This is a genomic window from bacterium SCSIO 12696 (genome assembly GCA_024397955.1).
Lineage (GTDB): Bacteria > Pseudomonadota > Gammaproteobacteria > Pseudomonadales > Porticoccaceae > SCSIO-12696.
In genome coordinates, this window is the sequence record CP073744.1 from 1698825 (window position 1) to 1711226 (window position 12402).

The 12402-nt window shown below is 54.3% G+C and carries 13 protein-coding genes; 8 read left to right on the forward strand and 5 right to left on the reverse strand.

The window, feature by feature from the left end:
• Nucleotides 1-7 precede the first annotated feature (7 nt).
• On the forward strand, nucleotides 8-1351 hold the full coding sequence (gene accC / locus KFE80_07805; protein UTW44307.1) for an acetyl-CoA carboxylase biotin carboxylase subunit: 1344 nt from the start codon (nucleotides 8-10) through the stop codon (nucleotides 1349-1351).
• A gap of 49 nt (nucleotides 1352-1400) precedes the next feature.
• Here accC and KFE80_07810 read toward each other — a convergent pair whose 3' ends face one another.
• Entirely contained in the window at nucleotides 1401-2084 is a 684-nt protein-coding gene (locus KFE80_07810) for a DUF3047 domain-containing protein (GenBank protein ID UTW44308.1), read from the reverse strand.
• Nucleotides 2085-2176: 92 nt separating this feature from the next.
• Between KFE80_07810 and prmA the strand changes: the two genes are divergently transcribed.
• The 5 genes from prmA to purH all read left to right on the forward strand — a co-directional run bounded on the left by prmA (nucleotide 2177) and on the right by purH (nucleotide 7154).
• Nucleotides 2177-3052, forward strand: a complete 876-nt coding sequence (gene prmA, locus KFE80_07815; protein ID UTW44309.1) for a 50S ribosomal protein L11 methyltransferase — start codon at nucleotides 2177-2179, stop codon at nucleotides 3050-3052.
• Between the two features lie 36 nt (nucleotides 3053-3088).
• A complete protein-coding gene (locus KFE80_07820) occupies nucleotides 3089-4123 on the forward strand; it encodes a DUF3426 domain-containing protein (GenBank protein UTW44310.1) in 1035 nt (344 codons plus the stop codon).
• 98 nt (nucleotides 4124-4221) lie between these two features.
• Nucleotides 4222-5220 carry a tRNA dihydrouridine synthase DusB gene (dusB, locus tag KFE80_07825; GenBank protein ID UTW44311.1) on the forward strand — a complete coding sequence of 333 codons (999 nt, stop codon included), beginning with the start codon at nucleotides 4222-4224 and terminating at the stop codon, nucleotides 5218-5220.
• Entirely contained in the window at nucleotides 5217-5513 is a 297-nt protein-coding gene (gene fis / locus KFE80_07830; protein UTW44312.1) for a DNA-binding transcriptional regulator Fis, read from the forward strand. Before dusB ends, fis begins: the two co-directional genes overlap by 4 nt.
• 51 nt (nucleotides 5514-5564) lie before the next feature.
• Complete coding sequence (gene purH / locus KFE80_07835; GenBank protein UTW44313.1) at nucleotides 5565-7154, forward strand: bifunctional phosphoribosylaminoimidazolecarboxamide formyltransferase/IMP cyclohydrolase; 1590 nt, start codon at nucleotides 5565-5567, stop codon at nucleotides 7152-7154.
• 57 nt (nucleotides 7155-7211) lie between these two features.
• Here purH and arsH read toward each other — a convergent pair whose 3' ends face one another.
• Together arsH and KFE80_07845 are read right to left on the reverse strand one after the other, a co-directional pair.
• Nucleotides 7212-7964 (reverse strand): arsenical resistance protein ArsH, encoded by a 753-nt coding sequence (gene arsH / locus KFE80_07840; protein UTW44314.1) that lies wholly within the window; start codon nucleotides 7962-7964, stop codon nucleotides 7212-7214.
• A gap of 143 nt (nucleotides 7965-8107) precedes the next feature.
• Nucleotides 8108-8401, reverse strand: a complete 294-nt coding sequence (locus KFE80_07845) for a helix-turn-helix transcriptional regulator (protein UTW44315.1) — start codon at nucleotides 8399-8401, stop codon at nucleotides 8108-8110.
• 144 nt (nucleotides 8402-8545) lie between these two features.
• Here KFE80_07845 and purD point away from each other — a divergent pair, with 144 nt between their 5' ends.
• Nucleotides 8546-9832, forward strand: a complete 1287-nt coding sequence (purD, locus tag KFE80_07850; protein ID UTW44316.1) for a phosphoribosylamine--glycine ligase — start codon at nucleotides 8546-8548, stop codon at nucleotides 9830-9832.
• A gap of 145 nt (nucleotides 9833-9977) precedes the next feature.
• Nucleotides 9978-10130: a hypothetical protein gene (locus KFE80_07855; protein ID UTW44317.1), complete on the forward strand. Its 153-nt coding sequence runs from the start codon at nucleotides 9978-9980 to the stop codon at nucleotides 10128-10130.
• A 121-nt stretch (nucleotides 10131-10251) separates the two neighbouring features.
• Here the strand turns inward: KFE80_07855 and KFE80_07860 are convergent, their stop codons facing one another.
• Together KFE80_07860 and paaX are read right to left on the reverse strand one after the other, a co-directional pair.
• Nucleotides 10252-11445 carry an aspartate/tyrosine/aromatic aminotransferase gene (locus KFE80_07860; protein ID UTW44318.1) on the reverse strand — a complete coding sequence of 398 codons (1194 nt, stop codon included), beginning with the start codon at nucleotides 11443-11445 and terminating at the stop codon, nucleotides 10252-10254.
• An 84-nt stretch (nucleotides 11446-11529) separates the two neighbouring features.
• Nucleotides 11530-12393, reverse strand: coding sequence for a phenylacetic acid degradation operon negative regulatory protein PaaX (gene paaX, locus KFE80_07865; protein ID UTW46671.1), 864 nt, complete (start codon nucleotides 12391-12393; stop codon nucleotides 11530-11532).
• Nucleotides 12394-12402 lie beyond the last annotated feature (9 nt).

Here is a 12402-nt window from a genome sequence, read left to right on the forward strand (position 1 = left end):
TCACACCATGCTGGAAAAAGTGCTGATCGCCAATCGTGGCGAAATTGCCCTGAGAATTTTGCGCGCTTGTAAAGAGCTGGGCATTAAAACTGTTGCGGTTCACTCCAAAGCAGATGCCGAACTCAAGCACGTGCGCCTTGCGGACGAATCTGTTTGTATCGGCCCTAACCCATCCACCGAAAGCTACCTCAATGTGCCGCGCATTATCAGCGCCATGGAAGTCACTGACGCCGTTGCGGTTCACCCTGGCTATGGCTTTTTGGCAGAAAACGCCGACTTTGCCGAGCAAGTGGAAAACAGTGGCTTTACCTTTATTGGCCCCAGTGCGGAGGTAATACGCATCATGGGCGATAAGGTGGCCGCCATTGACGCCATGAAAAAAGCGGGTGTGCCTACGGTGCCCGGCTCCGATGGCCCACTGAGTGAGGACAATGAGCGCAATCTGGAAATTGCCCGCGATATTGGCTACCCCGTGATTATTAAAGCCGCCGCCGGTGGTGGTGGCCGCGGTATGCGCACCGTACACACGGAAGCTCACCTGATTAACGCCATCCAGGTGACCAAGTCAGAAGCGCGTACCGCGTTTGGTGACGATACCGTATATATGGAGAAGTTTCTGACCACGCCACGGCACGTGGAAGTGCAGGTTCTGGCGGACGGCCAGGGCGGCGCCATCCACTTGGGTGACCGCGACTGCTCCCTGCAACGCCGTCACCAAAAAGTCTTGGAAGAAGCGCCGGCACCAGGAATTCCCGATGAAGTGCGCCAGGAAGTGTTTGATGCTTGCACCCAGGCTTGCATCGACATTGGCTACAAAGGCGCTGGCACCTTCGAATTCCTTTACGAAAACGAGCGCTTTTACTTTATCGAAATGAACACCCGTGTTCAGGTGGAACACCCGGTATCAGAAATGATTACCGGCGTAGACATCATTAAGGAACAATTGCGCATTGCCAGCGGGGAAAAGCTGAGCTTCACCCAGGATGAAGTGATCTTCCGAGGCCACGCGTTTGAGTGTCGCATCAACGCCGAAGACGCCAAAACCTTTATGCCCAGCCCAGGGAAAATCACCAACTTCCACGCACCGGGTGGCTTTGGTATTCGGGTGGATTCACACCTGTACAGTGGTTACAGCGTACCGCCTCATTACGACTCCATGATTGCCAAAGTCATTACCTACGGCAAGGATCGTGAAAATGCCCTCAAGCGTATGAACAACGCTCTGGATGAGCTGATCATTGAAGGCATCAAAACCAACATCGACCTGCAGAAAGATTTGGTCAATGACGGTGAGTTCATCAAAGGCTGTGTGAACATCCACTATCTGGAGAAAAAGCTGGGGCTTTCGTAACTCGCCCACTTTTTCAAAAACAAAAACCGGCTTTTCACAAGCCGGTTTTTTATTGTTGCGAGAAAAAAATTTCCCCGTAGTAGGCTCGCGCTGCGCCACCGGCGTTGTCGGAATCCGACATAATCGCCACTCCGTGGGCGGTATCAAAAGAGCGCCCAAAATAGCGCTCAAAATCCTCAGCCACATTGACCCGCTGGCTGTGCCACTGCCCCAACCCCTGTTCCCCACAATGCAGCGGCACCATCACCGCATTTTTGGTAAACGGGCTTTTCCACGAAGTTAACTCGGTTTTGCGATTGCACCACACGTAATTCAACGCCAGCGTATCCCAGGGAAACGGACTCAACTTGACCACCACGTAAAGTCGCGCCGGGTAATCGTCACCGGCTTTTTCCAAGGGGTTTTCAATATCGTGCACATTGTCCACCCGCCAGGACCAATTCAGGTAGGGGGTGCGCGTCAAATCAATATCCAGCTCCCGGTAAAGCGCCGAAGCCGTTGCCGACGTATCCGCCTGCAGTACCGCCCGCCCTTCTTGCTGAACAATTTGGTAGCGAGACTGCCCTTTAAAAGACTGGCGTTGCCACTGTTTGAGCGAGCCATTTGCAAACTCTGAAATAGCGACGCGACCATCGGTTACCACACCCGGCTGACGCACAGCGCAACTGGCCAACAACAGTAAAATAACCACAACCGAAAGTTGGCGGATGCGCGCCAGCGGCTTATCTTTCATAATGTCACTATTCCAACGAAAACCAATTGGCTTTCGACCCAAAACCCACCAGCGCAGTTCCCGCGAACAGCGCCGCGACTCACAGGAACACCATGAGCTGGCTACAATGCAAACTGGATACCACACGTGCGACCGTTGAGGCACTGGAAGACGCCATGCTGGCAGCGGGAGCTGTCTCCGTCACCTTTCAAGACCTTGAAGACGAGCCCATTCTGGAGCCCGGCGTCGGGGAAACCCCACTGTGGAACAACATTCGCCTGGTAGGGTTGTTCACTGCTGACACCGACACCACTTTGGCCACCGTACAGGCCACCGCTCATTACGGCGACCTGCCGCCCCATCGCTGGGAAATCCTGGAAGACAAAGACTGGGAGCGGGAGTGGATGGCCAATTACCACCCCATCCAATGCGGCGAACGGCTATGGGTTTGTCCCAGCTGGACAGAGCCACCTCAAGCGAATGCGGTCAACTTGATGCTCGACCCCGGCCTGGCTTTTGGTACTGGCACACACCCCACCACGTTCCTCTGCCTGAAATGGTTGGACAGCCTCGACCTGACGGGCAAAACGGTGGTGGATTACGGCTGTGGTTCCGGCATTCTCGGTATCGCCGCGTTGTTGCTGGGCGCAGAAAAAGTCGTCGCCATCGACAATGACCCACAGGCACTGATTGCCACAGTAGAGAACGGCAAACGCAACAATATCGATCCAAAACGCCTATCCACCTATTTACCGGACGAGGCACCGGCACTGCAAGCGGATATTACCGCGGCCAACATCCTTGCCGCCCCATTGATTGAACTGGCAGAAACCCTTTCAACGCTCACCCGCAGCGGCGGCCAACTGTGTATGGCAGGGCTAATCGCACCACAAACAGGCTCGGTAAAAGCCGCCTATGAGAACCAGTTCGACTTTGGCCCGGAACAAAGCCAGGATGAGTGGGTGCGCCTGAGTGCGACAAAACGCTAGAATAAAAGCCAAAATACAATAACAAGCACCACCGCCATGGACTACATCACTCGCTGCCCCGCCTGCACCATCGCCTTTCAGGTGAGTGATGAGCAGTTACAGCTCGCCGGCGGCAAAGTGCGTTGCGGCGCCTGCCTGAGTATTTTTGATGCTCGCAGTCATTTCGAATTACCACTGGCAGAGCAACCAGTAAGCACCCCAGATCTTGACGACGAAGTGCTGATCCATGACCAAATGGATGCCAGCCTTGTAGAGCAAATCGAACAACAGCCACCCAGTTACACCGAACCCGAACAACAGTTAGAGCCCGACACACCCAAAGCACCTCTGACATTGCCTCCAGCCGTGCAACACCCACGGTTGACCCACGAGCCATCGGAAGACCTGCCCGCTGAGGAAGCCGAATCCGTCATTGCTATGGGCTGCGACAGTGATGGCTCCATCATAGAACTGAGTTGCGATTCAGAAGACGATGAAGAGCTCGCAGACGGTGAACCGACGGAACCAGAAGCAGCTGAAGAAACTCTTTTTGAAGCGCCAGACCCCGCGGATGACTTCCCCTTTGGCACACGCCCTGCCAAACCCAAACGCAATCCGCTGTGGGCTATTGCCTGTGTCCTGCTCATCACGTTATTGCCACTGCAATATCTGCACTTTCACGCTGCGGAGCTGGGGCAACAATGGCTACAGTATCGACCCTGGATAGACAAGCTATGCGCAATTACTGGCTGCCAGATTCCTCCTCAGGTGGACCTGGCAAAAATAAAACCCAGCTACCTGATGGTCAGCAATCACCCCAGCTCTGCCAATGCCCTGCTGGTGGAAGCAGTGATCGAGAACCAAGCCGATTTTGCACAACCCATGCCCCGGCTATTGCTCAGCTTTAGCAACCTCAGCGGTGAAACTATCGCCCAACGCAGCTTCCACCCCAGCGAGTACCTGCAAGGGGAAATGAGTGGCAAAAACCAACTCCCTCCCAAGCGCCCTGTGCGGGTGCGCATTGAACTGGCAGACCCCGGACCAGACGCCACCAACTACGAAATGCTGGTGGTCAGAAATAATGAACAATAATTAACCAATTTCACTTTATTCCGGTTATCCATTGCGAGTATCATTACCGCCCTTCGCGAAAGGGCGTACTTGCAGCAACTGCCACTGGCGAATAAATCGTGTTCCAAATTGGCCCATACCACATTCAGCAACCCACTGTACTCGCGCCAATGGCGGGGGTCACCGACTTGCCATTTCGGCACTTATGTCGTGACCTGGGTGCTGGCCTGGTAGTGGCGGAAATGGTGACCTCGGACGTGCGTCTGTGGAGCAGCCGCAAGTCACAACAGCGCTTGATTCACCGCAGCGAACCAGAGCCCCGTGCCGTACAAATTGCCGGTGCAGACCCAGCCATGATGGCCGAAGCCGCTCGCGCCAATGTGGCCCTGGGCGCCCAGATTATTGATATCAATATGGGTTGCCCTGCCAAAAAGGTGTGCAAACGAGCCGCGGGCTCGGCACTGCTCCAGGACGAGCCTCTGGTAGCGGATATTCTGCAAACCGTGGTCGCCGCGGTAGACGTGCCAGTCACCCTGAAAATTCGCACCGGCACCACCCCAGAGCAGCGCAACGGGGTGGATATCGCCCGGTTGGCGGAACGGAGTGGCATCGCCGCACTGTCGGTACACGGCCGCACCCGCGCCTGCCGTTTTATGGGGCAGGCAGAGTACGACACCATCGCCGAAATTGTCAGCGCAGTGGGAATACCCGTGGTGGCAAACGGCGACATAGACTCGCCGAGCAAGGCCCGGCATGTACTGGAAAAAACTCAGGCTGCAGCGGTAATGATCGGCCGCAGCGCCCAGGGACGACCCTGGATATTTCGCGAAATAAACCACTACCTGACCACTGGCCAGGAATTGGCAGAACCCTCTTTGGCAGAGGTGAAAAACATATTGTTGCGCCACATCGATGGCCTGCATCGCCACTATGGCGACACTATGGGGCCGCGTATTGCGCGCAAACATCTGGGCTGGTACCTGGCAACACTGAACCTGGCACCGGATCAGCAAAAACAACAGCGAGCTGCGTTTAACAGCCTCACTGAAACTCAACAACAATTGGATTTTTTGGAACAGTTTTTTTCTGGAACCGCGATTCAGGAACAGGTTGCATGACACCCGACACATTCACCATCCAGGCCGACAGCGAAGCGGCCATCGACGATAATCAGCCTCACGAGCATGAGTCTCTGCGCTACTGCACGGAATATGCCCTGAAACACTTTTTTGAATGCCTGGACGGGCAAATGACCACTGGCCTGTACGACCTGGTGATCAGTGAAGTGGAGCAGCCGCTACTAGAGACCGTGATGGCCTACACACGCAACAACCAGAGCAAAGCCGCACAAATCCTTGGTTTGAACCGAGGCACATTGCGCAAAAAGCTCAAGCAGTACGACCTTTTATAACCGCCGTTATCGGCCCACTTTTTACCCCTGCACAAACTGGATACCCCTTCGATGACCGAACAACTGAACACTGTTCTCACACCCGTGAAACGCGCACTGATCAGCGTTTCCGACAAAACCGGTATTGTTGAATTTGCCCAGGCTCTGACTGCCCAGGGCGTTGAAATTCTTTCCACTGGCGGCACTTTCCGTCTGCTCACCGAAAACGGTGTGCCCGCGGTGGAAGTATCCGACTACACCGGCTTCCCGGAAATGATGGACGGCCGCGTGAAAACACTGCACCCCAAAGTACACGGCGGCATTCTCGGCCGTCGCGGCAAAGACGACGCAGTGATGGCCGAGCACGGCATTCAGCAAATCGACATGGTAGTGGTTAACCTGTATCCGTTTAAAGCGACCGTAGCTGACCCCAATTGCGACCTGCCTACCGCTATCGAAAACATCGATATCGGCGGCCCCACCATGGTGCGCTCCGCTGCCAAGAACCACAAAGACGTGGCGATTGTGGTTAACGCCAGCGATTACGATGCGGTACTGGCTGAAATGCAAGCCAACAACGGCGCACTGGGCTACGAAACCCGTTACGGCCTGATGGTTAAAGCCTTTGAGCACACCGCCATGTACGACGGCATGATTGCCAACCACTTTGGTGCTCGCAACACCAATAACGAGAAACGCGACTTCCCCGACACCTACAACGTGCAATACCTGAAAGCACAGGACATGCGCTACGGCGAGAACCCGCACCAAAAAGCCGCTTTCTTTAAAGAAGCCGAGCCTGCTGAAGCATCCGTATCCACTGCCACTCAATTACAAGGCAAAGAGCTGTCGTTCAATAACGTCGCCGATACCGATGCGGCTCTGGAAACCGTCAAACTGTTCGACGAGCCCGCCTGCGTGATCGTCAAGCACGCCAATCCCTGTGGCGTGGCGGTATCGAGCGACATTAAAACCGCCTACGAATTGGCCTTTGCCACCGACCCGGAATCCGCCTTTGGCGGCATTATCGCCTTTAACCGCGAACTGGATGCGGATACCGCAGCAGCCATTGTGGAAAAGCAATTTGTGGAAGTGATTATCGCGCCAGCGGTGTCTGACGCAGCGGTAGAAGTGGTCTCCGCCAAGAAAAATGTACGCCTGCTGGCCTGTGGCGAGTGGCAAGGTGAGCGTCCTGTTGCCTACGATTACAAACGCGTGAACGGCGGCCTACTGATTCAGGAAAAAGACAATGGTATGGTCAACAAAGAAGACCTCAAGGTGGTGACCAAAGTCGCCCCCAGCGACGAACAAATGGACGACCTGTTGTTCGCCTGGAAAGTGGCGAAGATGGTGAAATCCAACGCCATTATCTACGGCAAAGACGGCCAGACCATCGGCGTTGGCGCTGGCCAAATGAGTCGGGTTAACTCCGCCCGCATCGCCGCCATCAAAGCCGAACACGCGGGCCTGGAAGTAAAAGGGGCGGTAATGGCCTCTGACGCTTTCTTCCCGTTCCGCGACGGCATCGACAACGCCGCCAAAGTTGGCATCAGTGCTGTGATTCAACCCGGCGGCTCCATGCGCGATGAAGAAGTCATTGCCGCCGCAGACGAGCACGGCATGGCGATGGTGTTTACTGGCATGAGACATTTCAGACACTAAAATTCGCGCCAAGGAGTAGCCCGGGTGCAGCGCAGCGAAACCCGGGCTACGGAATCGTCAACAACAGGTAACACTGGAGGTACTGCATTTGGTTTTCGACGGCGGCACCAAATCAATATCACCCGCTTCATCCAACAACTGATTAATCTGGCTCTGTGTTTCTGTTCGCTCGCTGTAGCGTTCCGTCAGGTAATCTTTCTGACCACGCATCAGAAGCGTGACTCGAAATAGCTCCTCCAACACATCCATCACCCGATCTCGAAACGGCGACGGCTTTAAACGACCGTCGCTATCAAATTCCTGCCACGCTTTAGCAATAGACGACTGATTGGGGATCGTAAACATTCGCATCCAACGCCCCAAAATGCGCATATTATTAACTGCGTTAAACGACTGTGAACCCCCGGTAATCTGCATTAATGCCAGGGTTTTCCCCTGAGTGGGGCGCACTGCTCCTTCGCTAAGCGGTATCCAGTCAATTTGATTTTTAAATACGCCAGAAAAATTACCGTGAATTTCCGGGCTGATCCACACATGTCCATCCGCCCACAACGCCAATTCGCGCAATGCTTTTACTTTGGGGTCGCCAGCATTCTGGCCATCAAAAATTGGCAGCCCCTCAGGGTCGAATATTTTCACCTCAGCGCCAAAGCCCTCAAGCACTTGGCGAGCTTCAAGGGCCAACTTGCGGCTGTGGGAAGCTTCTCGCAGAGAGCCGTAAATGATTAAAAATCGCGGCGCGCGGTAGTCCTCTGCTTGGTTTTTTAGCAACCGATCAACAACTGACTTTACACTCAAATTAAGGGCCATTTGGCACCTCCTCTATTTATCACTCACAAAATATTTCCGAGCCCTTCACTTCAAAACTCTTTATTTCCGAACTCTTTATTTCCGAACTCTTTATTTCCGAACTCTTTATTTCTAAAAAATTCGAAATATAAACTCAAAAAATTTTAACTATCAGGCCCCACACAGCACTCCGCCATCAAATAAGCGATAACCTCCTGTACGACCACATAGTTGGCAGTACAGCGCAAAACTCGCCCTTCACGCTGTTGATGCACCAAGTTTACTTGCATTAAACGATGCAAATGATGCGACAAGGTAGAACCAGGAATCTTCAGCCTAGCTAACAATTCACTCACCGCCATACCATCGCTACCCGCCTTAATCAGCAAGCGATAAATACTAAGACGAGTATCGTGGCCTAACTCAGCCAAGCATTTGGTGGCATCTTGATGCTTCATGAACGCAACCTTAACTGATTGCATTAAATATTTCCATTATATTCGAAATATTTAATGCAATTGACAAGAATCACGCTAGAGCTGATACCTGCAAACAGGTACAATTCGCGCACTTTTTAACCCAGCAACTTTTCCAGTATTCCCATGAACGTACTCGTAATCGGCAGCGGCGGCCGTGAACACGCTTTGGCGTGGAAAGCCGCACAATCAGCAAACGTAGAAACCGTTTTTGTAGCACCCGGTAACGCCGGTACCGCACTGGAAGCAAAACTGGAGAACGTCGCCATCGATGTGGCGGATTTTGCGGCACTGGCAGAATTTGCCGAAAGCAATAACTGCGGTCTGACCATTGTTGGCCCGGAGGCGCCTCTGGTGGATGGGGTTGTCGACTTCTTTGCCGCAAAAGGCCTGCGCTGCTTTGGCCCGTCACAGGGCGCGGCCCAACTGGAAGGCTCCAAGGCGTTCACCAAAGACTTTCTCGCTCGCCACAACATTCCCACCGCCGGTTACGGCAACTTTACCGATGTGGATGACGCCATTGCCTACCTGCACAAAATGGGCGCGCCGATTGTGGTAAAAGCCGACGGCCTGGCTGCGGGTAAAGGCGTGATTGTCGCCGAAACTCTGGAGCAAGCGGAAGCAGCGGTACGGGACATGTTATCGGGCAACGCCTTTGGCGATGCCGGTTGCCGAGTGGTGATCGAAGAATTTCTGGAAGGGGAAGAAGCCAGTTTTATCGTGATGGTAGACGGCGAGAACATACTGCCCATGGCCACCAGCCAGGACCACAAACGCGCTTACAACGGCGACAAAGGCCCCAACACCGGTGGCATGGGTGCCTACTCACCAGCTCCCGTAGTGACCCCGGAAATCGACCAGCGCATTATGGAGCAGGTGATCCTGCCCACCGTGCGCGGCATGGCGGCAGAAGGCAACAGTTACACCGGCTTTCTGTACGCGGGCCTGATGATTAACCCCCAGGGCCAGCCCAAAGTGATCGAGTACAACTGCCGCTTTGGCGATCCGGAAACCCAGCCCATTATGATGCGCCTGCAGTCCGACCTGGTGGAACTGTGCCAGGCCGCTATCGACGGCCAGCTGAACAGTAAAACCACCCAGTGGGACAGCCGCGCCGCCGTGGGCGTGGTACTGGCTGCCGGTGGCTACCCCGGCAGTTACGCCAAAGGCGAAGTAATCTCCGGCCTTACCGCTCAAGTTGATAACGGCGCCAAAGTCTTCCACGCTGGCACCAAAATCGACGGCGATAACGTGGTCACCAGCGGCGGTCGGGTGCTCTGCGCCACCGCCCTTGGCGACAGCGTCTCTGAAGCCCAGACCAAAGCCTATCAGCTGGTTGAGCAAATCTCCTGGAACGGCGTGGAATACCGCACCGATATCGCTTATCGAGCCATCGCCCGGGAAAACTCGTAAAAAACGCCCTCAGCACCCCATACCCACAGGGTATGGGACTCCTTACGAAATTCAGTAAAGAAATGCAAAGAAAGCGCGCAAAATAGCGAGTATAGCGTTTGCAGTACCAACACCAATTATTTTTGGAGAAACGGGAGAGACAGCCATGTGCATTTTCGAGCTGACCGCCATTCTCGAGCAGTACAAAATTCCCCATCGCCTGGATAACGGCAAAGTGATGGCCAAGGGCAGAGATAACCATTGGCTGGATGTGACCGGCTGGAGCCGATTGCAAATGGCGAAGTGGTTGCAAACCTGACCTTAGCCAATTCTGAAAGACAAAAAAAACCGCGCCAAGTCAGCGCGGTTTTTTTCATTTAGCCAGCCTACTCAACTCTCTCAACGTCACTCCCGCGAAGGCCGGAATGACGAAGAGAAGATCACAAAACCTTCGCCACAGACTCCGCAAAGTAATCCATATTGGCATCATTCAGTCCGGCCACGTTAATGCGGCTGGAGCCCACCATGTAGATGCTGAATTCGTCTTTCAGGCGCGCCACTTGCTCCGGGGTAATTCCCAGGAACGAGAACATGCCAAACTCCTTTTCGATAAAGCCAAAGTCGGCACCATTGCAGGCAGCATTAAGCTTGGCCACGGCTTGGGCTCGCAGGCCGTTAATGCGGTTGCGCATTTCTGCCACTTCGCCCTGCCATTGCTCGGTCAGTTCTGCAGACTCCAAAATGGTGGCCACAATGGCAGCACCGTGTGCTGGGGGCATAGACCAGATACCACGAGCAATATTAATCAGCTGGCTGCCAGCGGCTTCTGCTTTGTTACTGTCTTCGGCAATCACCAACAACAGGCCTATACGCTCACGGTAGAGGCCAAAGTTTTTCGAGCAGGAAACTGACAAAAACATTTCCTTGACTCGCTCACCCATCAGGCGCAGGCCTGCGGCGTCTTCGTCCAAGCCCACACCAAAGCCCTGGTAGGCCATATCGACGAAGGGTATCAGCCCTTTTTCCACACACAGGTCGGCGACTTGCGCCCACTGTTCCAGGTTCAGGTCAGCGCCACAGGGGTTGTGGCAGCAGGCGTGCAAAAGCACCACATCACCGGACTGGGCATCGCGCTCCAAAGTGCCGATCATGTCGGCAAAGGCAACCGAGCAAGTGCTGCGGTCGTAGTAAGGGTATTCCTTGATGTTCAGCCCCGCTTCGCCAAACAACGGTACGTGGTTGGCCCAGGTAGGGTTACTCATCCAGATAGTGGCACCGGGCTTGGCGCGATTGATCAACTCACCACCGAGGCGCAATGCGCCGCAACCACCGGGCGCCTGAATAGAGGCAACTCGATTGGCCAGCAATGCCGGGTGGCCTTCACCCAGAGCCAGCTTGCGCATTTCGCTGTTGTACACGGGGTGGCCCGGGCCGCCGATATACGACTTGGTGGTCTCGGCATCTATCCAGCGTCCTTCAGCGGCTTTTACCGACGCCAAAATAGGGGTTTCGCCAGTAGGTGTCTTATATACACCTACCCCCAAATCCACTTTCTTGGGGTTGTCGTCTTTCAGATATTGGCCCATCAGGCCAAGAATGGGGTCTTGAGGCAATATTTGCAGTGATTCAAACATGGTCGTATCCCGGGGGAGCTGTGGGTCAAATAAACAGGCGTATTGTAGTCGGGATTAACTGGCAAGCAAGGCTGAAAATGACTTTTACAGTCCACCAAAGCGGGAAAAGTAATCCGCCTCTGCATCCGGCAAACAGCCATTGGCAGTTTCCATGGATGTGATAGCAAAAGCCATGGCGTTTTCCTGAATCTGGCGGTACAAATCAGCTGTCATATCGTGCACTTCTTTAGCTTCCCAATCCGCGGGCAGCAATTCCTGGGGTAGTTCGGCATCCTTAAGCAACAACCGCCGATATTCGTGGATCAACAGAGTGCGCAACTGAAAACTGGCTTCCTGATCCAAGCCATCGCCTTTATTGAAGCGCTTGTGTAATGGCGCAAATTGAACCAAAAACTCCCGGTACTGCTGTTGCAGCTGCTCCAAATTCCAACAGTCAAATACCCGCTGGCACAGCTGTTCTGCGGACAGGCCGTCGTCTGGCTGGCAGCGCATCACAACAACCTGTTCTTGCACCCCCAATTCAACCAGGGTTTCGTCCAAGGGCACGCGCTCCACACCGGGCTTTGCCATAACACCGGGAAACAAGTTGCCAAACCCCAACCAGCGCAACTCTTTGCGCAGCAGCTCCCGCTGTTTTTCCGCCAACTCGTTCAAGTACACAAATAACCAGTCGCCGCCATCCAGGCCGTGGTCTGCGGCGTAGATGCGCTGAGCGGCTTTTTGATAACGACGCAGTCCAGAGGCCGTTAAACTGTAATAGCTTTTGCGGCCTATTTGCTCCGAAAAGAGCCAATCATCCTGCATCAGGCGGTAAACTGCCGTTCGCACCAAGCGCTGATTAAGGCCCAGTGGCTCCAACACCCGAATCACACTGCCCAACCATACGCTGTTGCCATGTTGGGAGATGGTGTCGCCAAATAGCGTCACCACCAAAGAGCCGGCGCGCATGGGGCGGCG